Origin of the sequence: Microbacterium sp. AG790, from assembly GCF_003634765.1 — a bacterium.
Classification (GTDB): Bacteria; Actinomycetota; Actinomycetes; order Actinomycetales; family Microbacteriaceae; genus Microbacterium.
This window is the reverse complement of record NZ_RBWZ01000001.1, coordinates 1-20,956: the sequence shown is the minus strand read 5'-3', so window position 1 is coordinate 20,956 and position 20,956 is coordinate 1. Positions and strand designations below refer to the sequence as shown.

Here is a 20,956-nt window from a genome sequence, read left to right as displayed (position 1 = left end):
CCGTCAGCCTACCGGCGCCCCACTCCGATCACCGTGGCCCGCCTGCCCGCGATCCCCCACGCGAGAAACCATCCCCGTTCCGAGAAACCCGGCACGGAGCGGTTTCTCGGCACGCAAGATGCGTCTCGCGGCGCGGCCCGCCGTGGGCGGCGCGGGGCTACTCGACGGTGACGGACTTCGCGAGGTTGCGCGGCTGGTCGACGTCCAGGCCCTTCGCGGTTGCGAGGCCCATGGCGAAGATGTGCAGCGGCACGACCGCGAGCAGCGGCTCGAACAGGGGGCCGGCCAGCGGGATGCGCAACACCTCGTCGGCGAACGGCAGCACGGCGGCATCGCCCTCTTCGGCGACGGCGATGACGCGCGCGCCGCGGGCGCGGATCTCCTGGATGTTGGAGACGACCTTCTTGTGCAGCTCGGCCGACTCGCGGGGAGAGGGCACGATGACGAACACCGGCTGACCGGGTTCGATCAGCGCGATGGGACCGTGCTTGAGCTCGCCGGCGGCGAAGCCCTCCGCGTGGATGTAGCTGATCTCCTTGAGCTTGAGAGCACCCTCCAGGGCGATCGGGTAGCCGACGTGACGACCCAGGAAGAGCACCGACTGGGTGTCGGCCATCCAGTGCGAGAACTGCTCGATGTGCGTCTGCTCCTCGTCGAGCACCCGCTGGATCTTGGCGGGGACCGCCTCGAGCTCGCGAACGTGCGTCGCCTGCTCGGCCACGGAGATCGTGCCGCGCAGGCGCGCGACGTGCAGGGCCAGCAGGTACAGCGCGGTGATCTGGGCGACGAAGGCCTTCGTGGAGGCCACTGCCACCTCGGGTCCGGCGTGCGTGTAGATCACGGCATCCGACTCGCGGGGAATCGTCGCGCCCTGCGTGTTGCAGATCGACAGCGTCTTGGCGCCCTGCTCGCGGGCGTACTTGACGGCCATCAGGGTGTCCATGGTCTCGCCCGACTGGCTGATCGAGACGACCAGCGTGTCCTCGCCGATGACCGGGTCGCGGTAGCGGAACTCGTGCGCGAGTTCCACATCGACGGGGATGCGGGTCCACTGCTCGAGCGCGTACTTGCCGGTCTGACCGGCGTAGGCGGCGGTGCCGCAGGCGATGACGACGATGCGACGGATGCCGGTGAACAGCTCGTCCAGCCCGTCGAGCTCGGGAATGGCCACCGTCATCTCCGCCCCCGTGGGCCCGGCGGCGCGCAGGCGCCCGCGGATGGTGTTCGCGACCGCGTCGGGCTCCTCGGAGACCTCCTTGGCCATGAACGAGGACCAGCCGCCCTTCTCGGCCGCCGAGGCGTCCCAGACGACCTCGAACGGCTCGACCTCGACGGGGGCGCCGGAGAAGTCGGTGACCTCGACGCCGGCGGGCGTGATCGCGACGATCTCGTCCTGGCCGATCGCGAGCGCGTTGCGCGTGTGCTCGACGAAGGCGGCGACGTCGGACCCGAGGAAGTTCTCCCCCTCACCGAGACCGATCACGAGCGGCGAGTTGCGGCGGGCGCCGACGACGAGCCCGGGCTGGTCGCGATGCATCGCGAGGAGCGTGAAAGCGCCGTCCAGGCGCGAGACGACGGTGCGGAACGCGGCGACGAGGTCGCCGGAGGCCTGATACTCGCGGCCGAGGAGCACCGCGGCGACCTCGGTGTCGGTCTCGGAGCGGAACGTGTAGCCCTCGCTGAGCAGCTCGGCCTTCAGCTCGGAGAAGTTCTCGATGATGCCGTTGTGGATGACGGCGAGCTTGTCATCGTCGGCAAGGTGCGGGTGCGCGTTCGCGTCGGTCGGACCGCCGTGCGTGGCCCAGCGCGTGTGACCGATGCCGGTGGTGCCGTCGGGCATCGGGTGGGCGGTGAGGTCGTCGCGCAGCACCTGCAACTTGCCGGCGCGCTTGCGCATGTCCAGCTCCCCCGCACCGTCGATGACGGCGATGCCGGCGGAGTCGTAGCCGCGGTATTCCAGGCGGGCGAGCCCGGCGAGAAGGATGGCCTGGCTGTCGCGAGGGCCCACGTATCCGACGATTCCACACATGGGCTCCATGCTAGGTGCGCCCATTTGCGCGGAGCCCTCACAAACGCCGTGAAATCGGCGGACGTCCCCGTCAGAGTTTGCGCAGGCGCACCGACTCCACCGCGTGCGCCGCCGCCTTCTTCAGCACGAGATGGGCGCGGTGGCGCGTGGGGGCGACGTTCTCGCGGAGATTGGGCAGGTTGATCTCGTTCCAGTAGCCGAGGGCCGTCGTGACGGCCTCCTCGTCGGAGAGCTCGGCGAAGACCTTGAAGAACGAGCTCGGGTTGCTGAACGCGCCGCGGCGCAGGGCCAGGAACCGGTCGACGTACCACTGGGCGATGTCGGCTTCGTCGGCATCCACATAGATCGAGAAGTCGAAGAGGTCGCTGACGGCGACGTCGTTGGGCGTCGGCGGCGGCGAGAGCACGTTGAGCCCCTCCACGATGACGACGTCGGGGCGGCGGACGGTGACGTGCGCATCGGGGACGATGTCGTAGCGCACGTGCGAGTAGAACGGGGCACGCACCTCCGCGGCGCCGGATTTGACCTCGGTGAGAAAGCTGACCAGCGCGCGACGGTCGTACGACTCCGGAAAGCCCTTGCGCTCCATGAGGCCGCGGCGCTCGAGCTCGGCGTTCGTGTAGAGGAAGCCGTCGGTGGTGACGAGCTCCACGCGCGGCGTTCCCGGCCACCGGCTCATCAGCTCTCGCAGCAACCGCGCGATGGTGGATTTTCCGACCGCGACCGAACCGGCGACGGCGACGACGAACGGCGTCGTCGAGTCGGGTTCGCCGAGAAAGGCGGCCGTCTCGGCGCCGAGCCGCTTGGTGTTCTCGGCGTAGGTGCTCAGCAGCCGGCTCAGCGGCAGATAGACCTCGCGCACCTCGGCGAGGTCGAGCCGATCGCCGATGCCGCGCAGCTGCACGACCTCGGTCTCGGTGAGAGGGGCGGGGATGCCGGCAGCCAGGCGTGCCCATTCTGCGCGCCCGATCTCGCGGTACAGCGAGTCGATAGCCGTCTCGTCTTCGGTGGACATCGGGCCCACTCTATCTGTGGATACTCTGAACCCATGCGTCTCGGAGTCCTCGACATCGGCTCGAACACCGTCCACCTGCTCGTCGCCGATGTCCACCCCGGCGGACGTCCCCAGGCCACGACGAGCCAGCGCACGGTGCTGCGTCTCATGCGCTATCTCGAACCCGACGGCGCGATCAGCGAGGCGGGCGTTCAGGCGCTCGTGGATGCCGTCGCCCAGGCCCGTGCCGTCGCCCAGGCGGAGAACGTCGTCGAGCTGCTGGCGACGGCGACCAGCGCGGTGCGCGAGGCCGCGAACGGCGCCGACGTGATCGCGCGCATCGAGGCCGCGCTCGGCCAGGAGCTGCAGGTGCTCGGCGGCGAGTCGGAGGCGCGGTTCACGTTCCTCGCGGTGCGCCGCTGGTTCGGGTGGTCGGCGGGGCAGATTCTGCTGTTCGACATCGGCGGCGGATCGCTGGAGATCGCCGCCGGCGCGGACGAGCTCCCCGACGTCGCCGCGTCGGTGCCGCTCGGCGCGGGACGGACCACCGTCGAGTTCCTCCCCCACGACCCGCCCGGCGAGGAGGCCGTGGAGGTGTTGCGCGAGCACGCGCGCGGTGTGCTCGCGCCCGTCGCCGCGCGCATGGCCGGTCAGCCTCGGCCGAACCACGTCGTGGGCTCGTCGAAGGCGATCCGGTCGCTGGCGAAGCTCGCCGGCTACCCCGTGCCGGGCTGGAGCGGGAGCGAGCGGATGCTGCTGCCGCGCGGTGCGCTCGGCTCGTGGATTCCGCGGTTGGCGCGCATCCCGGCATCCGCCCGCCAAGAACTGCCGGGCATCACGGCCGACCGCACCTTCCAGATCGTCGCCGCCGCCGTCGTGCTGCACACGGCGATGACGGCACTCGATGTCGACGAGCTCGAGGTGAGCCCCTGGGCGCTGCGCGAAGGCGTGCTGCTGCGCTACATCGAGTCGCTGAGCTGGCAGGAGCCGGCCTGAGCACCGCCGCCGCTGCCCGCCGAGAAGGGAGCAGCCCCTCCGTCGGGGGGTGCGGGGGGACGCTGACGGAGGGGCCGCGCACCCCAGTCGTCATACCCGTGGAGCCCCGATCCTGTCGGGTCAGGGCTCGGGGTGGGCGGTGAGTGCAGGCTCAGGCTAGGGCTCCGCGCGAGCGGCGCGCTACGGCGCCGGCGACCTTTTACCGGCACGTAATCTGTACCGAACTCCGCATCAACCGCGGACGATGTCGGCAAGCTCCTCGGCGATGCGCTGCGCGTCGTCGTGCGACGCCGCCTCGACCATGACCCGCACCATCGGCTCGGTTCCCGACGGGCGCAGCAGAACCCGCCCGCTGTCACCGAGAGCCGCTTCGGCGACCTGCACTCCGGCGAGGACATCGGCGTCGGTCGCGCGGGAGCGCTCGACGCCGCGCACGTTGATCAGCACCTGCGGGAAGATCGTCATCACCGACGCGAGCTCGGCGAGCGAGCGTCCGGTGCGCGCCACCTCGGCACACAGGTGCAGCCCGGTCAGCACGCCGTCGCCGGTCGTCGCGTAGCGGCTCATGATGACGTGACCGCTCTGCTCGCCGCCGAGCGAGTAGCCGCCCTCGTTCATCCGCTCCAGCACGTAGCGGTCGCCGACCGCGGTCTGCTCCACGGCGATGCCCTGCGCGGCCATCGCGCGGTGCAGCCCGAGGTTGCTCATGACGGTCGCGACGAGCGTGTCGTTCTTGAGCCGGCCGTCGCGCTTCATCGCGACCGCGAGAATCGCCATGATCTGGTCGCCGTCGATCACGCGCCCCTCGGCATCCACCGCCAGGCACCGGTCGGCGTCGCCGTCGTGGGCGATGCCGACGTCGGCGCCGGTGCGCACGACCTCCGCAGACAGCTTCTCGAGGTGCGTCGATCCGTAGCCGTCGTTGATGTTGATGCCGTCGGGGTCGGCGCCGATGACGGTGACCTTCGCTCCCGCGTTGCGGAAGGTCTCCGGAGAGACGCCGGATGCCGCGCCGTGCGCGCAGTCGAGCACGACGTGCAGCCCGTCGAGGCGATGGGGCAGGGAGGCGAGCAGGTGGATCGCGTAGCGGTCCTCGGCATCCGAGAAGCGGACCACGCGACCGACGTCGCCGCCGGTGGGACGCAGCTTCTCCCCCGTCATCGCCTCTTCGATGCGTCGCTCGACCTCGTCGGGGAGCTTGACGCCGCCGCGGGCGAAGATCTTGATGCCGTTGTCGGGCGCCGGATTGTGGGATGCCGAGATCATGACGCCGAAGTCGGCGTCGATGTCACCGATGAGGTAGGCCGCCGCGGGCGTCGGCAGGGTGCCCGCGTCGAGCACATCGACGCCGGAGGACGCCAGACCCGCTTCGACCGCAGCCGACAGGAAGTGTCCCGACACGCGGGGGTCACGGGCGATGACGGCGGTGAGCCGCTTGCCCGCGGCCTTTCGCGCCTCGGCGATACGGCCCTGGCCCAGGACGACGGCAGTCGCCTGGGCCAGGGTGAGCGCGAGGTCGGCGGTGAGGGGGCCATTGGCCAGGCCCCGCACACCGTCCGTCCCGAACAGCGCCATGAAGCTTTAGCGCTTCGAGTACTGCGGAGCCTTGCGGGCCTTCTTGAGACCGGCCTTCTTGCGCTCCTTGACGCGGGCGTCGCGCGAGAGGAAGCCGGCCTTCTTGAGGGTCGGGCGGTTGTTCTCGGCGTCGATCTCGTTCAGCGCGCGGGCGATGCCGAGGCGCAGCGCACCGGCCTGACCCGAGGGGCCACCACCGGAGATGCGCGCGATGACGTCGTAGCCGCCGGCCAGGTCGAGCACCGTGAACGGGTCGTTGATGAGCTGCTGGTGCAGCTTGTTGGGGAAGTAGTCCTCGAGCGTGCGGCCGTTCACCGTGATGGTGCCGGAGCCCGGGATGAGGCGGACGCGCGCGATGGCCTGCTTGCGGCGGCCGACGGCGGCACCGGGAACCGACAGCACCGGACGGGGCGCGGCAGCGGCCTCGACCGGAGCGCTCTCGGTGGTGTAGCTCTCCGCGTTGTCGAGGGTGTTCTCTTCGATGGAGTCAGCGATCTTCGCCATGAGTTGTCCTTATGTCTCTCGGCGCGCTTACTGAGCGACCTGGCCGAAGGTGTACGGGGTGGGCTGCTGGGCCGCGTGCGGGTGCTCGGCGCCCACGTAGACCTTCAGCTTCGACAGCTGCTGGCGACCCAGGCTGTTCTTGGGGAGCATGCCGCGGATCGCCTTCTCGACGGCGCGGACCGGGTTCTTCTCGAGGAGCTCGGCGTAGGAGGTGGCCGTGAGCCCACCCGGGTAGCCCGAGTGGCGGTAGGCCATCTTCTTCTGGAGCTTCTGACCCGTGAGGGCGACCTTCTCGGCGTTGACGACGATGACGAAATCACCGGTGTCCATGTGGTTCGCGAAGGTGGGCTTGTGCTTGCCGCGGAGGATGGCGGCGGCGTGCGAGGCGAGGCGTCCGAGAACGACGTCGGTCGCGTCGATGACGACCCACTCGCGGGTCACTTCACCGGCCTTGGGGGTGTAGGTGCGCGTCACAGTAGTGCTGCTTTCTTGATTCGAACGGAGAGGTTCGTGAATCCCGCTCCGGGGTGGTTCGCTGCGCGCATACGAGATACGGGCAGGTGAACACGCCAGTGGAGGGCTCACGTTCGTGGCGTCGGCCGCAGGCAGCACGAGCACCAAAGGGAGAGTCTACGCTACGCGCTCATCACAGCCAAACCGGCCGAGAGGACGCGGACGGGGTGGTTCACAATGTGCCGTGAAAAAGGGCGACCGAGGAGTCGAAGGGATACTCCGACTCCTCGGTCGCGGCGGCCGCACGCGGGGGGTCGGCGACCGCCAACCGGTCGTGTGGGGACACTACCGGGGGTTGGGGGGACAGGCGCTGCAGTCGAGGCCCACTGTTGCTGTGTTGTCGGTCACCAGACTACCGGTCGGATGCCGTCTCCACCGCAGGCTGCGCCGGAGAATCGGTCACGGAGTCCAGGCCCGCGGCGAACTGCTTGAGCCACGGGCGCAGCTCGGGACCGAGGTCGTCGCGGTCGCAGGCGAGCTGCAGGATCGCCTTGATGTAGTCGACACGGTCACCGGTGTCGTAACGGCGCCCGCCGAAGACGACACCGTACACGCCGGGTCCGTCCGGATCGGCCGCGAGCTCGCGGAGCGCATCGGTCAGCTGGATCTCGCCGCCCTTGCCGGGCGGGGTGTGCGCGAGCACTCCGAACACCTCGGGGCCCAGGACGTAGCGGCCGATGACGGCGAGGTTGGAGGGGGCATCCTCGCGGGCCGGCTTCTCGACGAGATCCAGGATGCGGACGGATCCGTCATCGCTGCGCGCTCCGACCGTGGCGACACCGTAGAGATGGACCTGCTCGGGATCGACCTCCATGAGCGCGACGACGGCGCCGCCGGTGCGCTCGTGCACCGCGAGCATGGTGGGAAGAAGCGGGTCGCGCTCGTCGATGAGGTCGTCGCCGAGCATCACGACGAAGGAGGAGTCGCCGACGTAGGACGCCGCTCGCGACACGGCGTGGCCGAGCCCGCGCGGCTCACCCTGGCGGGTGATGTGGATGTCGGCGAGCTGTGAGGAGTGGGCGACCTTGCCGAGCTTGGCGGTGTCGCCCTTCGTCGTCAGTGCCGTCTCGAGCTCGGGCACCGAGTCGAAGTGATTGGCGATGTTGTTCTTGTTGCGTCCGACGATGATCAGGACATCGCGGATGCCGGCGGCGACCGCCTCTTCGACGACGTACTGGATCGCCGGTTTGTCGACGACGGGCAGCATCTCTTTCGGCATCGCCTTGGTGGCGGGAAGGAACCTTGTGCCGAGACCCGCAGCGGGGATGACGGCTTTGTAGCGAAGGGACATGCGATCTCCTGCGGGGCGTGAAGGGGGGTCTGCTCCGAGGCGTGCAGCGACGCGCGCGTGTGGCGATCATAGCGCCCGCAGAGCATCGCTCCGTGTCGCACGAGCGACGCCCCGATGACGTTCCGGCTCAGGCGTGCGCGGCGATCGCGGCCGCCGGCAGGGTCGACTCGAGGACGACCTCTTTGCCGTCCTGATAGAGAAGCGTGCGTCCCGCAAAAGGCCGCATGGGCATGACGGCGCGAGGCAGCTCTCCGGCCGACGCGACGCGCACGTGAAGGTCTCCCCCGGCATCCGCGGAGATGTCGATCCGCGCGGCGCGCGCACCGGAGTGCTTGACCGCGTTGACGAGGGCCTCGTTGACGACCTCCGAGACGATGGGGGCGGCGTCGGCGGCGTCAACGGCCGACGCCGCCGCGTCGTCGATGCGGGTCTCCAACGCCATGATCGGCTCCCACCCCGCGAGCATTCGCCGCAATGCTCCTGCGGTGTCGATCTCCGAGGTGCGCGCGGGCATGAGCACCTCGTCGAGCGCCCGGTCGGTTTCGACACGGAACTGCGCGATGTCGTCCACCGTCGGCGGGTTCTCGTCGACGCGGGCGGCGAAGATGACGCAACGCCCCTGCACGCGCCCGTGGAGGGTGGATGCCGCGTGGTGCAACGGCGCCTGGGCTTGGCGCACGCGGTCGGCGAAGTCGCCCGCGGCACGGGCGAGTTCGCGGGTGGCGTCGACCTCGTCGGTGCGTGCCCAGCGATACGTGTCGATCGCGAGGGAGAGGACGATGGCCGCCAGCGGCATCGCGAACACAGGGATGATCATCAGCGCTCCGGTGTCGGGCAGCAGCAGACGCCCCACGACCGCGGCGGTGATGCCCGCCAGCACCCAGACGAGCAGGAAGATCACTCCTCGGACACGGCGGACATCGCCCGGCAACGCGCGCAGCACGGCGCCGGCAGCGAGATCGAGCAGGAAGATGGCGACGCCCGCGATGACGATGTCGAAGACGTCTCCCACCGTCAGCAGGTACGGCGCGCTCATGAGCAGGTAGAGCGCTCCGGCCCACAGCAGTGGCGTCGGCTGAAGGCGCTCGAGCCCGTGACGGTGTCGCGGCGGGCGGGAAAGGGGCGCCCACAGCGCGGGAAGCGGCGCACTGGCCGCGGCCATCTCCTCCAGGCGGTGGCTCGCGGCTCGTACGCGTTCGGAGAAGTCACGCACGGCGTCGAAGTCGATGACCCGCGCCAGCATCGCGTCACGTTCGGCGCGGAGCTCCGCGACGATGCCACGAATGACGAGCCGAGCGTCGCGATCATCGGTGACGACCTGCTCCGTCGCGGCTTCCAGGCGCCCCAGGGCGTGCGCGAGACGATCGGCGGTTGCACGCGTCTGCTGATACTGGGTCGTGATGATCGCGACGAGGGTGAACAGCCCGAACGCCACGATGACGTTGGTGCCGATGCGCGCTGCCCACACGCCGCCGGAGCGGCCGGCGTAGAGGACACGGACGAACGTCTCGTTGAGCATCGGACGCACGATCGCGACGATGAGGAGCGTGAGGGTGACGAGGATGGCACGCGAGCGGTGATCACGCATTCGACGCTCGGCGGCGGCCACGACGAGAACGGGAAGGGCGAGCACGACCCAACTGAGCACAGCCGCGGCGATGCCTTGCACATAGCCGTCACGGGAGCCCTGGACGACGGGGATGAGCAGCAGTGCCGACACCAAAAGCGACGCGACGGCGCTCCAGCGCGTGAAAAAGCGACCGCTGCCCGCCGTGTCCCAGTACGCTGGCACGACGTTGACTGCGCGCAGACCCCTGCGGGCCATCAGCTGCACCCCACCATTCCTACCCCCAAGTAGTAGTCAGTGTAACCATTCGTCTACATATAGGGGAGAGGTTCTTGCTTATAATCCGGCGCGGATTTTCGTCGCGAAGGGGCGACCCGAAGGAAGGGAAGCTGCCATGGCGAGAGCGCACGGGCATCCACTCCTGTCGACGCCTCCCGCTCAGCGGTGGCGCCCGACGGTGGCGCGGTTGGTACGGAGCCCCCGGGCGTGGTTGTCAGCGTACGCGGTCACCCTCGCGCTGATCGCGTTCTGGCCGGTGCCCGTGGACTCCGGCGCCGGGCCGCTGCTGCGGGCGGTGACGCGGGTCTTCCCCCTGCTGACCTACTCGCGAATCGAGTTCGGGGCGAACATCCTGCTGTTCGTGCCGCTGGGGTTCCTCCTGACACTCATCCTCGCGCACGACCGCTGGCTCGTGATGCCCATCGCATTCCTCACGACCGTCACGATCGAGACCGGACAGGCCATCGCGCTGTCCGCGCGGACACCGAGTGTGCTCGACATCATCGCGAACACGGCCGGCGCCTGCCTGGGCATCGTGCTCGCCGTCTTCGCGGAGACGCTCGCGCGGTCGCGGACGGACCGTCCGACGACGTAAGCGCTCCGCCTGCCCGAAGGAGGGATGCGGTCGCCCCGCGCCAGCCCCCCGGCAGGGGCAGGGCGACCGCCTTCCCGCGATGACATCTGGGGTTCGTCACCGCATGGGGATGGGGCATGCCCATCATCGACCACCGGAGGCGCCTCGTGGGGCTAGATGAGAGGAATCTCACCCACCGCGATCGCGGGCTCCGATCCCCCGTGTGCGAGATACGCGCGCACGGCATCCACGCGGGCGTTGCGCGCGGAGTCGGACCCCACGCCGAGCACGGCGTACGCCGCCCGCAAGTGCGCTTCGACCGAGCGCGGCGAGAGGCCGAGCCGCTCGGCGATCGCCGTGTTGCTGAGTCCCTCGGCGACGAGGGCGAGCACCTCTCGCTGACGAGCGCTGAGGCGGCAGAGGGGACTCTCGCGCCATTCGACGCTCTCCGCTCGGATGGCGGGGTCGAGCACGCTACGCCCGGCGGCGACCGACCTGAGGGCGTAGACGAGAGCGGGGGCTGTCAACGACAGGTTCTTGGAGAGCACGGCCCAACCTGCAACCTCTTGCGCCGGCGCGTGACGCAGACGATCGCGCGACTCGGGCGCCGCCAGCACGACGATGCCGAGCCGGCTCGAGCGGGCACGCAGAGCTTCACCGAGCGGGACGCCGCCCACGCCGAGGACGTGCGGACCGATGAGGGCCACGTCGATCGCGCGTTCGGTCGCCTCGATGGCGGTGCGAGCGGAGTCGCAGAGTGCGACGGCACGCATGCCCGGCTGCTGATCGATGAGGCGTGCGAGCAGATCGCGAAGGAGGGGTTGCCCTTCCACGACGAGGACGCGCACGCAGCGCGGCCGTTCGATCACACCCGGGTGGTGGCGTCGCCGCCGCGGTGTGTGGTGGTCGCGAGGTACCGGGCGACGGAGATGTCACGGCCGGCGAGCCCGGCAGCACGGCCGGTGATGCGGCTCCAGAAGCTGGGAGCGACGCGCACCATCGTGATGCCCTCGGCGCGCAGCTGGCGGGCCGTGGGCGGGTCGAGGTAACGGCGGGAAGGCGCCGGCTGCCAGTGGGCGTTGACGTAGATCTCCACAATCCGAGCGTCGCCGGCTCGACTCATCGTCACTCCTCTTTCCCCAGGATCCGACCCCGCTCACCGCAGGCCCAGCGCATCCTGTGAGGGGAGGCGCAGCGCTGCAGAAAGTGCTCCGTTCCCAGAAACGGATGGGTCGCGCCGGCCCCAAGACCGGGCGCAGCATCATTGTGTCGCAGCACGAAAGAGCGCATCGTCCGATATCCGCGATTTCACGAGAGTTTTACGTGAAAGCACGTAGACCGACAGACGACCAAGGGTCGGCCCGTCGCGGTGGGAGCGTTCCCGCGTCGGCAGATTGTCACGGCCTCCCCCGCTGGCTGCGCAGCGGGGGGGCGGAGTTGACTCGACGGCATGAGCGCGTACGCACCGGCGGGGATCGCGGCGCCCGCGCGGCGCGGCACCGTGGCGGTGTTCCTGGTCGTCACCTTCGCCGTCACCTGGGCGATGTGGCTGCCGCTTCTCATCGACGCACGCACGGGGCCGTCGGGCACGCTCGACACCGTGCCGGCCACCTTCTTCGTCGCGTCGGCGGGACCGGCGGTCGGAGCCGTAGCGGCGACCTGGTTCGCGGCGGGGCCGGCGGCCGTGGCGAGGTGGTCACGACGCATCCTGCGGCTGCGGTTCCGCGGCTTCTGGTGGTTCGCCGCCCTGGGGATGCCGGCGCTGTACTACCTGATCGCCTTCTTCACCGCCGCGTTCGCCGCCGGCGGCTGGCCCGCCCCGGCCGCCTTCGGCACCACCGGCAAACTGCCGGGCCTGCCCTGGCCGCTGGTCGCGCTGGTGTGGGCGGCGACGTTCGGCCTCGGCGAGGAGGCCGGGTGGCGCGGATGGCTGCTTCCCGTGCTCGCGGAGCGCGTATCGGTGTTCTGGGCGTCGGTGCTGGTCGCCGCGGTCTGGATAGGGTGGCACGCTCCGGCGTTCTTCTTCAATCCGACGTATCAGGCGATGGGCGCGGGCATCGTCGGGTGGATGCTGGCCCTCGTGCTCGGATCGTTCGTGTTGTCGTGGATGACGGCCGGCGCAGGGTGGAGCATCGTGCCCGTGGTGCTCTGGCACGCCGGCTTCGATCTGCTGACCGCGGCGGATCAGTCTGCGGGGGTGATCGCGTCGACGATCAGCGCCGTCGTCATGGTGCAGGGGGCGGTGTGCGCGGTGCTGCTGTGGCGCCGGCGGATGCCGCGGCCCTCCGGGCATCTTCCAGGCTCAGCGTCGGGAGGGTGAGCGTCAAGCGGGCTCCCGTGGGCGAACGTCCCCCGTGGAGCGGCTCGAGCACCAGCTCTCCCCCGAGGACCTGCGCGCGTCGCCGGAGGCGCGCCAGCCCCGACAGCGACGGTGTCGCCGGGGGCGCTGAGCCGTTGTTGCTGACCACGACGTGCAGGGTGCTGCCGCTCTCGCGCGCCGTGATGATGACGTGGTCGGCGGAACCGTGGCGCAGTGCGTTGGAGAGGGCGTCCTCGATGACACGCACCACGAGAACGCGCGCTTCGTGGGAGAGGCGACCCTCGAAAGCGGCGAAGACGGCATCATCGGGCGCCGTGACGGCCACCGACGGCGGAAGGCGCACGACGAGCGCGCGAACGGCCGATGCAAGCCCGCGCTCGAGGTCGACGGGGTAGAGCCGTCCGCTGAGGGCACGCAGTTCGTTCTCGCGCAGCCGTTCGAGTTGCGCCGCGACGGCGTGAAGCTCGCCGGCGATGCCCGCATCGGCGTGCTGCGTCGACAGTGCCAGATGCCGCAGTCGCGCCTCCATGACGACGAAGGTGCCCTGCACGCTGCCGTGGATCGTCTCGGCGAGCTCGTAGCGCAGGCGCAGTTCCTCCTCCTGCAGTTCGGCGACCAGGCCGGCGGCCCGGGCCTGGGCGATCGACTGCTCCCGTTCGGCGTGGCGAATGCGGCGGGCCACGTCCACCTGCACGAGGCCGAGGCCCACTGCGCACGCCGCCGCCACCGTGGCGCTGATGTACTCGCCGATGCGGGCCGGCGCGACGGCATCCGGGGCGAGAAGCGCCGCGAGCGCCGCTCGAGCGGCTGCGAGTGTGAGCGCCGCGCCGACCGCGATCGCCACGACGGACAGGAACCGCGCGAGGTAGCGGTAGCGCTCGGGCCGCAGGACGTGGACGGCGGAGAGCATGACGACGGGCGCGACGACGGCCGCGCCCACCGCGGCCCAGACCTCGACACCGACACCTTGGGCGGCGGTGCAGCCGTTGAGCAGGCACGCCTGCAGGCTGGTGTAGATCGTGACCGCGAGCGTGGCGGCCGCGGTCGCGACCAGCACGATCCGATGGTCGGTCCCGGCATCCGCGCGGGAGTCGCGCGAGGGGCGCGACCGGGTCATCCCGCCGAGGTCCAGGACGACGTGGTGTGCTGCAGGTAGCTGCGTACGGCTTCGACGCGCGGGTTGCGCTCACGGCTGGCCGGGATGCCCAGCAGGCCGTAGGCCGCGTTGAGGTGCGCGTCGACGGAGCGGGGAGAGATTCCCAGTCGGTCGGCGATCGCCGCGTTGGTCAAGCCGTCGGCGACGAGAGCGACGACTTCGCGCTGTCGCCGGCTGAGCCGGGTGAACGGGCTGTTGCGGCGGATCTCGCGCTGGGCCCGGATGGCCGGGTCGATGACGGTGCGCCCCGCGGCGACGGCGCGGATGGCGTAGACGAGCGCGGATGCCGACAGCGAGGAGTTCTTGGAGAGGAAGCCCCATCCGGCGGCCTCGCTGCCGGGGACGTCGAGGAGGGTGCTGATCGAGTCGGAGGCGGAGAGCACGAGGATGCCGAGACCCGGGCGACGCAGCCGGAGTTCCCTGCCGAGCCGGATGCCGTCGCCGTCGGGCAGGCGAAGGTCGACCAGGGCGACGTCGAGAGTGCGCACGTCGACGTTGCGGGCGCTCTCGGTCGTTGAGGCGACGGCGCAGACCCGCAAACCGTTCTGGTCGGCCAGCAGCACGGCGAGCATCTCGCGGAAGAGGGGCTGATCCTCGACGATCATGACGTCGAGGATGGGGAGCTGCCCTGTCACGATCGCGGGGTCGGGTGGGCGCGGAGCGATCGGGGGCACGGGCATGGCATGTGCGTTCTCCTGTCGAGTGGCCCCCCGCCGACGACTATCTTCACGCACTTGTCAGACTCGCCGTTCGCAAATGACGATGAAGACGGCAACTTCACGCACCGGAGCGCACAACGGGTCGGTGGTTCCACCTACCGTGGCCACCGATGCGCTCGGGCGCCGGCGACGCCGTCTGCTAGAACCGTCGAGGGGGCAGCACACCGTGGCGGGCACGGAACGAGGACCCATGAGCATGGCGAGTAGGAGAACCGGATCGGCGGCGCGCGGCTGGGGCCGCCGTTCACGCCGTGCCTGCGAGGACGGACCGCTCGTCCTGTCGACGCTGAACGAAATGGTCGGCGAAGCGGTGATCGTGACCGATGAGCGCGGCATCCCCCTGAGCCTGAACGATCCGGCGCGCGAGGCGTTCGCACGGGCCGGTCTGCCCGAGAAGCTGAGCGCCGGCGCGGAGTACCGCGACCTGCGTTTCTTCCACGCCGATCGGGTCACGCCCATCGCGCTGGGGCCGCAGCTCCTGCGTGAGGTGGCGTCGAAAGGCAATCCGATTCCGTACACGACGTGGGTGGGCGAGGGGGTGGAGCAGCGCGCGATGTCGATCACTGCTCGCCCGTTCCGGGATCGGCGCGGGGCCCGGCGCGGCGCCGTGATCGTGGCGCGGGACATGACGACCGTGTTCGAGGCGTCACGGATTCGTGATGACTTCCTCCGCGATGCGGCGCACCGTCTGCGCGGGCATCTGACGACGGTGGCGGGCTATGCCGAGCTTCTGGAATCGCACAGCCGAGCCGGCGAGATCGGCGGACGGCTGAGCCGGGCGACGGAGCAGCTGGTCGACATGGTCGATGACCTGTTCCGAACGGCACGGGAAGACACCGCGCGCTCGATCCCCCCGAGCGAGGTGTCGGCTGCGCTGTCGGATGTGTGCGGCGTGTTCTTCGGCGTCGCGGCGGCGCGGGGCGTGACGCTGCAGGTGATCGATGAGGGCTGCGGCAGCGCGCGCTTCGAACAGACGGAGCTGCGTCAGGTGCTCGCCGACCTGCTGTCGTACGCCATCGTTCGCTGCCGGACGGCGGGCAGGATCGTGGTGCGGGCGCATCGCGATCATCACCGCACGACGGTGTCGGTGGCCGACGACGGCGTGCACACGAGCGACGACGAGCGACGGCGCCAGCTGGCGCATCTCGTGGGCGCCGACGATCACCGCCCGACGACGCGAGACCCGGCGTTCGCGCCCCGCCATGCGGTGCGGGCGAATCAGGCGACGCTGTCGGTGCGGCCGGATCATCCGGTCGGCACGATCGCGAGCCTCGTGATGATCGCCGTCTGAGTCAGCGCGTGTGAAGCAGGGTGACGCCCTGGGCGGTGAGCTCGCGCGCGGTCGGGTCGGCATCGGCGACGTCGGCGATGACCGCGGTGACGGCGTCGAGGGCGAGCACGCCGTAACGAGAGGCGGTGCCGATCTTCTCGTCGCTGCCGAGCACGTAGGTGTCGGCGGCGCGGGCGGCGAGCGCGCGTTTCATGGCGGCTTCGTCGGCGTCGCCGGTGGTGAGGCCGGCGGTGGGATGGATGCCGGTGACGCCCAAGAAGAAGAGGTCGGCGCTGATGCGGCCGGCGGCTTCGACGGCAGCGGCTCCGCAGGCGACGGCGGAGTGTTTGAAGAGCTGTCCGCCGACGAGGAAGACGTCGACGGCGTGGTCGAGGAGGGCGGCGGCGATCGTGGGGCTGTGGGTGATGATCGTGCCGGGTTGGGTGCGCGAGAGCGCGTCGACGAGGGCGAGACTCGTCGTGCCGCCGTCGAGGATGACGGTGGCACCGGGCTCGATGAGCGATGCCGCGACGGCGGCGACACGGCGTTTGCTGTCGGGGGCGACGGCGGTGCGGGCGGCGTAGTCGACGACGGCGGGTGAGGCGGGCAGGGCGCCGCCGTAGACGCGCACGGCGAGGCCGGCGGCATCGAGGTCGCGGAGGTCGCGACGGATGCTGTCTTCGGACAGGCCGAGTTCGGCGGCGATCTCTTTGGCGACGATGCGGCCATCTCGGCGGAGGCGGTCGAGGAGGAGGTCTTTGCGAGCGGCGGCGAGCATTCACGTTCTTTCTTGTTTTTGCACGTTATGTCGTAGTGTAGCCGACATGAGTACTTCCATGATGATCTTGATCGCCGGCCCCTACGCGTCTGGCACCGATGGCGACCCCGCGCTGATGGCGCAGAACCTGAAGCGGCTGGAGACGGCGGCGTGGCCGCTGTTCCAGGCCGGCCATGTGCCCATGATCGGCGAGTGGGTGGCGCTTCCGGTGCTCGAGAGTGCGGGGGCGACGGGCCCGACCGATCCGCTGGCCGCGGAGGTGATGTATCCGACGGCGGAGCGGCTGTTGCAGCGCTGCGACGCGGTGCTGCGTCTGCCGGGAGAGTCGCGCGGTGCGGATCAGGATGTCGCGATCGCCGAGGCGCGCGGACTGCCGGTGTATTACGCCCTCGAGGATGTGCCGGGCGTGACGGCGTCGGGTTCGTCGGAGGTGGCCGGGCCGCGCTCCTGAGGCGACCGGCTCACGCCGGGAGCGCCGGACAGGCGCGCGCGGATCAGAATGGCGGTGCGGAATCGGCCATCGCCGGCGGTGGCGCCGGACTCATGACGAACGTGACCGGTGGGATGGGTGCGTCTTCGCGGTAGAGGCGACCGGTCGGCGAGGTCCACTCCAGGACTCCCCCGGGGTGTTGTCGCACCGTCCAGGCGGTGAACTGCTTCATCGAATGATGTCGCTGGCACAGGTGGGCGAGGTTCCAGAGGGCGGTCGGTCCGCCCTGGGCGTGGTCGATGGTGTGGTCGATCTCGCAGCGAATGGCCGCGCGGCGGCATCCGGGAAAACGGCAGTGCTGGTCGCGGGCGCGCAGGAATCGCCGCTGCGGCCCTGCGGTGCGGTACCGGTCGACCGCGATCACGGTTCCGTCGACGGGATCGGTGAGCACGCGTGCGAGGGAGTGGGTCTCGGCAGCGAGGCACCGCGCGGTGTCGGCGTCGATGGGTGCGCGCCCGACCAGGTCGACCGGGCCGTCGTCGGCGCCGAGCAGGGTGAGGGCGGGCACGATGACCTGCACCTGGGCGCGGATGGCGCCGAGCGTTCCCGGCGCGTCGCCGAAGGCGGTCGGATCGAGCGCCGGCGCGCCCGTCAGGAGCAGGTCGCTGAGCACGTCGGCACGCACCTGATCGGTCGTGCGCGGGTCGTCGTCGTCGGGGGTGCGCGCATCGATGATGACCGTCGCCTGCTGTGTGAGACGATCCATGACGCCCTCCGCGATGACGGTCGGGACCGTCGCGATGAGGTCGGACATGCCCTGGGCACCCGGCACCACGCGCACGCGCCGGCCGCGGCTCGCTTCTGCGTGGCGTTCGGTGAACGAGCGCTCGGCGCAGCGTTCGGCGAGGATCTCGACCGCAGAACGCACGCGGTTGGGCGTGTCGCCGGCGCACAGCCGGATCGCCTCCGCCTCGAACGCGGCCCGGCGATCGGCGGGGACGGGCGCCCCGGCATCCATGATCACCCGTACGTGAGCGCGAGTGAGGCGCCCGGTCTCCCAGGCGTCGAGGGTGGCGGGGTAGCTCTCGACGAGCTCACGCGCCTCGCCGATGCGCTGCTGCACGGTGCGGTCGGTCACTCGCATCACTCCCCCGAGTTCGGCGGCGATCGAGCGCAGGGCCATGTCGTGCACGCGCACCGAACCCCGCTGAGTGGCAGCCTGACGCTCGGCGAGTTGAGCGGCTCGCGCCAGCAGCTTCACCTCAGCCACCTGCGCCGCCGAGACCGCCGCCAGCACCGTCTCGGTGTCGGCGACGAGAGCCGCGAGCGCCGACAGCTGGTCGCTGTCTTCGCTCATCGGCGTGATCTCTTCCATGCCTCAAGTGTAGCGACACCTTCGGACATTTGTTCGAATGGCGAGTGAGGCAACGGATCACGTCAGATCGCGGATGCCACGACCTCAGCACCGCAGCTGTTCCGCTCCACGTCCACGCCGCTGCGCTACATCGAGCTTGCGAAGTGGATGCCCGGGGTGATGGGCCCTGCGCACGAACACCCCGACCTGATCCTGATCTGGACGAGGCTCGCGGCGCTCGTCGAGCCTCACACGCCCGCAACCGTGGATCGTGGCCTCGTTTTCGACGAGTTCGTGCCGGTGGCGGTACATGCAGACGCCTGAGCAGATCCCGGGCCTGGCCGACCTCGACCGTCTCGACGCGGTCTTCGCCGCACTGGCGCACCGAACGCGCCGCGCGATTCTCGTGACTCTGCGGGCGAACGGCGGATCGCAGACCTCCGGCAAGATCGCCGGACGCATGGACAACAGCTGGCAGACCACCAGCCGGCACCTCCGCCAGCTCGAGGAAGCCGGCCTGATCAGCGTCGGCCTTCAGGGGCGAGAGCGCATCTACACGCTCAACGACGCGTTCATGCGAGAGGTACTCCACGACTGGGGCGAGAGGTTCCGTCCCTGATACGCGCCCCTCGCGCGCCGGCGCCTGAGCGCGGGAGCGCAGCGCCGCACTCGAGGTCTGTCATCGCCACCCGCGAGCCCTGCGGAGGCGCCACCCCAGAGGGGCGCGACGCGTCAGCCGTTGCAGGCCCAGCCGTCTCCGTCGCCGTCGAGCTTGTAGATGTCACGTCCGACGACGCGGGCAACCCCGTCGAAGTAGGCCGGGCCGTTGCCCTTGCCGCCCGCGCAGTCCACGTCGCTGGCGATGGGCACGCAGGCGTCGGCGTAGTTCGGGTCGCAGTCGCCGGGCGCCGCCGCGGGAGGCGGCGGGGCGGCCGGCTCCACGTACGTGCCGACGGAGGTGACCTCGGTGACGGGCGGCACGGTCACGGCGTCGGAGACGAGTTCGCGCTTCGTCTCCTTTCCGTCGGTGAGGGTGACGCGGTAGGTGCGTGTGCGTTCGCCGTTCTGTCCCGCGGTCGTGACGGCCGTCTGCCCCTGCGGCATCGTGGAGTCATCCACCGACGTGCGCTCGAACGGCACGGGTTCGGTGACGGCCTCGTCGCGGGTGGTGATGACCGGCGTGTGCGTCGGCGTGGGCGTGCGGGTGGGGGTGGATGCCGTTGCCGTCCCGGTCGTCGCGACGAACGCGACCGGACCGTTCTGTTCGGCCACAGAGCGCGCGGCGAGCGTGGCCGCGTTGACCGCTCCCCCGACCAGCGCGATCCCCAGCACCGCCGCTGCACCCACGATGATGCTCGTGCGGCGCGACAGGCCGCGCCGCGGAGCCTTCGCCGCGGTCGCCACGGGGCCTGCGGATCCCGCCGCCCCGGTCTTCTCGGCGACGTGCGCGGTCCACGCCGTGCCGTCCCACCACCGGACCGTGTTCGCCTTGTTCGGGTCGGGATACCACCCCGGTTGCACGTTCGTCATCGACTCTCCCCAGCTCGATCAGAACGTACTCCCACCCCGTGATCACGGCAATGGGAGCGGTACCGTGAATAATCGATCGCCTCTTTCAGCGCCGCTGGCGATGTCCGAGCATCCCCATAGGGTGCGAGGATGCAGCGCGAATCAGCACTTTCCTATATCCCCGGAATCGCGACCTCCCGACTACGCGAGGCAATGGGAGTGCTCGCGGCCGGGCTCCTATTTGCATTAGCCGGCTCGATGCTCGTTTTCGCGCCTGCTCTACAGACACATGACCTGGAAGGGGCGCTGAGGAACTTCCTCACCGTCAGCCAGAGCTTTCGAGCGACGAGCATCCCGACTTTGGCGTTCATCGCCAGCAGCGTTCTCGTGCTTGGCCTCACATACGCGTTGATGGATAGAAGACGTATCGACGTGGACACCCATATTCAGAACGAGCGTAGATTCTCCACCATCGCGGTGGTCGCGTGCCTCGTGGCCGTCACATTCGCGGCGCTCGCGATGCCGTCAACCTTCACCCGGCTCGATTACGCCGGCGATGCAGCGGCGATCATCTCGATCCTCGGGCTCACGGTCACTTTTGCCTTCGGCGCCGGGACATCGTGGGTCACCGACGCGCGCCAGCAGAAGGCATCAGTCGAAGCGGCGCAATACGTTGCACAGCGCCGCCTGCAACGCACCAACCGAGTCCCGGTGCCATCGTTGGGGCACGCGCGGCTGCAGCTCATCCTCCGCGTCTGTGTAACCACACTGACTCCGTCGATCGCGCTCGGCTACGTACTCGAGCTTGCCGGATATCACTCGTCGGTTACGGTGGCCATCGGCGTCACTGTGGCGATGAGGTCGGTCGTCAGCTGGGCTGGCATATACCTCGCGCAATACGGTCGGCATCTCGATCAGGGGGCGTTTCGGGCTCTTCTGCGCTTCGTCGGGTTTGCGTTAGCGAGTGCGGCCTGGATTTGGCTCACGCTGTCCACACTCGTCGGGGAGCCTGACCCGGTTTTCCGGACACCAACTTTGAGGCGATGATCGTCTCGGAAGGAGTCCGTGAGATGCCTGCTGCCCACCCGCCGGAGTTCC

The 20,956-nt window shown here is 69.9% G+C and carries 21 protein-coding genes; 7 read left to right on the top strand and 14 right to left on the bottom strand.

From position 1 onward, the window contains the following. Positions 1-157: 157 nt before the first annotated feature. On the bottom strand, positions 158-2,029 hold the full coding sequence (gene glmS, locus DEU37_RS00110) for a glutamine--fructose-6-phosphate transaminase (isomerizing) (protein WP_121188710.1): 1,872 nt from the start codon (positions 2,027-2,029) through the stop codon (positions 158-160). 70 nt (positions 2,030-2,099) lie between these two features. Then, positions 2,100-3,044, bottom strand: a complete 945-nt coding sequence (coaA, locus tag DEU37_RS00105; protein ID WP_121188709.1) for a type I pantothenate kinase — start codon at positions 3,042-3,044, stop codon at positions 2,100-2,102. A 33-nt stretch (positions 3,045-3,077) separates the two neighbouring features. Between coaA and DEU37_RS00100 the strand changes: the two genes are divergently transcribed. Further along, positions 3,078-4,019: a Ppx/GppA phosphatase family protein gene (locus DEU37_RS00100; RefSeq protein WP_121188708.1), complete on the top strand. Its 942-nt coding sequence runs from the start codon at positions 3,078-3,080 to the stop codon at positions 4,017-4,019. Between the two features lie 231 nt (positions 4,020-4,250). Here the strand turns inward: DEU37_RS00100 and glmM are convergent, their stop codons facing one another. From glmM to DEU37_RS00075, 5 genes are all read right to left on the bottom strand, one after another. Further along, entirely contained in the window at positions 4,251-5,594 is a 1,344-nt protein-coding gene (gene glmM / locus DEU37_RS00095) for a phosphoglucosamine mutase (RefSeq protein ID WP_121188707.1), read from the bottom strand. Positions 5,595-5,600: 6 nt separating this feature from the next. Beyond that, positions 5,601-6,098, bottom strand: coding sequence for a 30S ribosomal protein S9 (gene rpsI / locus DEU37_RS00090; protein WP_005050408.1), 498 nt, complete (start codon positions 6,096-6,098; stop codon positions 5,601-5,603). A 27-nt stretch (positions 6,099-6,125) separates the two neighbouring features. Continuing rightward, positions 6,126-6,572: a 50S ribosomal protein L13 gene (gene rplM / locus DEU37_RS00085; RefSeq protein WP_005050409.1), complete on the bottom strand. Its 447-nt coding sequence runs from the start codon at positions 6,570-6,572 to the stop codon at positions 6,126-6,128. A 391-nt stretch (positions 6,573-6,963) separates the two neighbouring features. Beyond that, positions 6,964-7,902: a UTP--glucose-1-phosphate uridylyltransferase gene (locus DEU37_RS00080; protein WP_121188706.1), complete on the bottom strand. Its 939-nt coding sequence runs from the start codon at positions 7,900-7,902 to the stop codon at positions 6,964-6,966. A gap of 127 nt (positions 7,903-8,029) precedes the next feature. After that, complete coding sequence (locus DEU37_RS00075) at positions 8,030-9,727, bottom strand: ATPase (RefSeq protein ID WP_259457075.1); 1,698 nt, start codon at positions 9,725-9,727, stop codon at positions 8,030-8,032. A gap of 136 nt (positions 9,728-9,863) precedes the next feature. Here DEU37_RS00075 and DEU37_RS00070 point away from each other — a divergent pair, with 136 nt between their 5' ends. Beyond that, positions 9,864-10,343: a VanZ family protein gene (locus tag DEU37_RS00070; RefSeq protein WP_121188704.1), complete on the top strand. Its 480-nt coding sequence runs from the start codon at positions 9,864-9,866 to the stop codon at positions 10,341-10,343. Positions 10,344-10,495: 152 nt separating this feature from the next. Here DEU37_RS00070 and DEU37_RS00065 read toward each other — a convergent pair whose 3' ends face one another. Both DEU37_RS00065 and DEU37_RS00060 read right to left on the bottom strand, forming a co-directional pair. Then, positions 10,496-11,155, bottom strand: coding sequence for a response regulator transcription factor (locus tag DEU37_RS00065; RefSeq protein WP_259457074.1), 660 nt, complete (start codon positions 11,153-11,155; stop codon positions 10,496-10,498). A gap of 32 nt (positions 11,156-11,187) precedes the next feature. Continuing rightward, the gene (locus DEU37_RS00060; RefSeq protein WP_121188702.1) at positions 11,188-11,445 is read right to left on the bottom strand and encodes a hypothetical protein; all 258 of its coding nucleotides are present in this window, start codon (positions 11,443-11,445) and stop codon (positions 11,188-11,190) included. A 327-nt stretch (positions 11,446-11,772) separates the two neighbouring features. Between DEU37_RS00060 and DEU37_RS00055 the strand changes: the two genes are divergently transcribed. Next, positions 11,773-12,642 carry a CPBP family intramembrane glutamic endopeptidase gene (locus DEU37_RS00055; protein WP_121188701.1) on the top strand — a complete coding sequence of 290 codons (870 nt, stop codon included), beginning with the start codon at positions 11,773-11,775 and terminating at the stop codon, positions 12,640-12,642. Here DEU37_RS00055 and DEU37_RS00050 read toward each other — a convergent pair. Continuing rightward, positions 12,548-13,759, bottom strand: a complete 1,212-nt coding sequence (locus DEU37_RS00050; protein WP_121188700.1) for a sensor histidine kinase — start codon at positions 13,757-13,759, stop codon at positions 12,548-12,550. The two genes, DEU37_RS00055 and DEU37_RS00050, sit on opposite strands and share 95 nt — an antisense overlap. After that, complete coding sequence (locus DEU37_RS00045; RefSeq protein WP_121188699.1) at positions 13,756-14,478, bottom strand: response regulator transcription factor; 723 nt, start codon at positions 14,476-14,478, stop codon at positions 13,756-13,758. The genes DEU37_RS00050 and DEU37_RS00045 overlap by 4 nt, the downstream gene beginning before the upstream one ends. A 229-nt stretch (positions 14,479-14,707) precedes the next feature. Between DEU37_RS00045 and DEU37_RS00040 the strand changes: the two genes are divergently transcribed. Further along, positions 14,708-15,808, top strand: coding sequence for a HAMP domain-containing sensor histidine kinase (locus DEU37_RS00040; protein WP_259457073.1), 1,101 nt, complete (start codon positions 14,708-14,710; stop codon positions 15,806-15,808). 1 nt (position 15,809) lies between these two features. Here DEU37_RS00040 and DEU37_RS00035 read toward each other — a convergent pair whose 3' ends face one another. Next, on the bottom strand, positions 15,810-16,565 hold the full coding sequence (locus DEU37_RS00035) for a DeoR/GlpR family DNA-binding transcription regulator (RefSeq protein ID WP_121188698.1): 756 nt from the start codon (positions 16,563-16,565) through the stop codon (positions 15,810-15,812). Positions 16,566-16,611: 46 nt separating this feature from the next. On the opposite strand from DEU37_RS00035, the gene DEU37_RS00030 reads away from it, so the two are divergent. Beyond that, complete coding sequence (locus DEU37_RS00030) at positions 16,612-17,016, top strand: DUF4406 domain-containing protein (protein WP_259457072.1); 405 nt, start codon at positions 16,612-16,614, stop codon at positions 17,014-17,016. 43 nt (positions 17,017-17,059) lie between these two features. On the opposite strand, the gene DEU37_RS00025 is transcribed toward DEU37_RS00030, so the two are convergent. Further along, positions 17,060-18,370: an HNH endonuclease signature motif containing protein gene (locus DEU37_RS00025; RefSeq protein ID WP_121188697.1), complete on the bottom strand. Its 1,311-nt coding sequence runs from the start codon at positions 18,368-18,370 to the stop codon at positions 17,060-17,062. A 289-nt stretch (positions 18,371-18,659) separates the two neighbouring features. On the opposite strand from DEU37_RS00025, the gene DEU37_RS00020 reads away from it, so the two are divergent. Then, on the top strand, positions 18,660-18,968 hold the full coding sequence (locus DEU37_RS00020; protein ID WP_121188696.1) for a helix-turn-helix transcriptional regulator: 309 nt from the start codon (positions 18,660-18,662) through the stop codon (positions 18,966-18,968). A 113-nt stretch (positions 18,969-19,081) separates the two neighbouring features. On the opposite strand, the gene DEU37_RS14950 is transcribed toward DEU37_RS00020, so the two are convergent. Then, the gene (locus DEU37_RS14950; protein WP_259457071.1) at positions 19,082-19,879 is read right to left on the bottom strand and encodes a G5 domain-containing protein; all 798 of its coding nucleotides are present in this window, start codon (positions 19,877-19,879) and stop codon (positions 19,082-19,084) included. A gap of 129 nt (positions 19,880-20,008) precedes the next feature. On the opposite strand from DEU37_RS14950, the gene DEU37_RS00005 reads away from it, so the two are divergent. Further along, positions 20,009-20,905, top strand: a complete 897-nt coding sequence (locus DEU37_RS00005; protein ID WP_147424835.1) for a hypothetical protein — start codon at positions 20,009-20,011, stop codon at positions 20,903-20,905. The last annotated feature ends 51 nt before the right edge of the window (positions 20,906-20,956 follow it).

Excerpts from the sequence above, each read along its gene's own strand:
- glmS (WP_121188710.1), bottom strand. The coding sequence starts at position 2,029 with ATGTGTGGAATCGTCGGATACGTGGGCCCTCGCGACAGCCAGGCCATC.
- coaA (WP_121188709.1), bottom strand. The coding sequence starts at position 3,044 with ATGTCCACCGAAGACGAGACGGCTATCGACTCGCTGTACCGCGAGATC.
- DEU37_RS00100 (WP_121188708.1), top strand. The coding sequence starts at position 3,078 with ATGCGTCTCGGAGTCCTCGACATCGGCTCGAACACCGTCCACCTGCTC.
- glmM (WP_121188707.1), bottom strand. The coding sequence starts at position 5,594 with ATGGCGCTGTTCGGGACGGACGGTGTGCGGGGCCTGGCCAATGGCCCC.
- rpsI (WP_005050408.1), bottom strand. The coding sequence starts at position 6,098 with ATGGCGAAGATCGCTGACTCCATCGAAGAGAACACCCTCGACAACGCG.
- DEU37_RS00080 (WP_121188706.1), bottom strand. The coding sequence starts at position 7,902 with ATGTCCCTTCGCTACAAAGCCGTCATCCCCGCTGCGGGTCTCGGCACA.
- DEU37_RS00075 (WP_259457075.1), bottom strand. The coding sequence starts at position 9,727 with ATGGCCCGCAGGGGTCTGCGCGCAGTCAACGTCGTGCCAGCGTACTGG.
- DEU37_RS00070 (WP_121188704.1), top strand. The coding sequence starts at position 9,864 with ATGGCGAGAGCGCACGGGCATCCACTCCTGTCGACGCCTCCCGCTCAG.
- DEU37_RS00060 (WP_121188702.1), bottom strand. The coding sequence starts at position 11,445 with ATGAGTCGAGCCGGCGACGCTCGGATTGTGGAGATCTACGTCAACGCC.
- DEU37_RS00055 (WP_121188701.1), top strand. The coding sequence starts at position 11,773 with ATGAGCGCGTACGCACCGGCGGGGATCGCGGCGCCCGCGCGGCGCGGC.
- DEU37_RS00050 (WP_121188700.1), bottom strand. The coding sequence starts at position 13,759 with ATGACCCGGTCGCGCCCCTCGCGCGACTCCCGCGCGGATGCCGGGACC.
- DEU37_RS00045 (WP_121188699.1), bottom strand. The coding sequence starts at position 14,478 with ATGCCCGTGCCCCCGATCGCTCCGCGCCCACCCGACCCCGCGATCGTG.
- DEU37_RS00040 (WP_259457073.1), top strand. The coding sequence starts at position 14,708 with ATGAGCATGGCGAGTAGGAGAACCGGATCGGCGGCGCGCGGCTGGGGC.
- DEU37_RS00035 (WP_121188698.1), bottom strand. The coding sequence starts at position 16,565 with ATGCTCGCCGCCGCTCGCAAAGACCTCCTCCTCGACCGCCTCCGCCGA.
- DEU37_RS00030 (WP_259457072.1), top strand. The coding sequence starts at position 16,612 with ATGAGTACTTCCATGATGATCTTGATCGCCGGCCCCTACGCGTCTGGC.
- DEU37_RS00025 (WP_121188697.1), bottom strand. The coding sequence starts at position 18,370 with ATGGAAGAGATCACGCCGATGAGCGAAGACAGCGACCAGCTGTCGGCG.
- DEU37_RS00020 (WP_121188696.1), top strand. The coding sequence starts at position 18,660 with ATGCAGACGCCTGAGCAGATCCCGGGCCTGGCCGACCTCGACCGTCTC.
- DEU37_RS14950 (WP_259457071.1), bottom strand. The coding sequence starts at position 19,879 with ATGACGAACGTGCAACCGGGGTGGTATCCCGACCCGAACAAGGCGAAC.
- DEU37_RS00005 (WP_147424835.1), top strand. The coding sequence starts at position 20,009 with ATGCAGCGCGAATCAGCACTTTCCTATATCCCCGGAATCGCGACCTCC.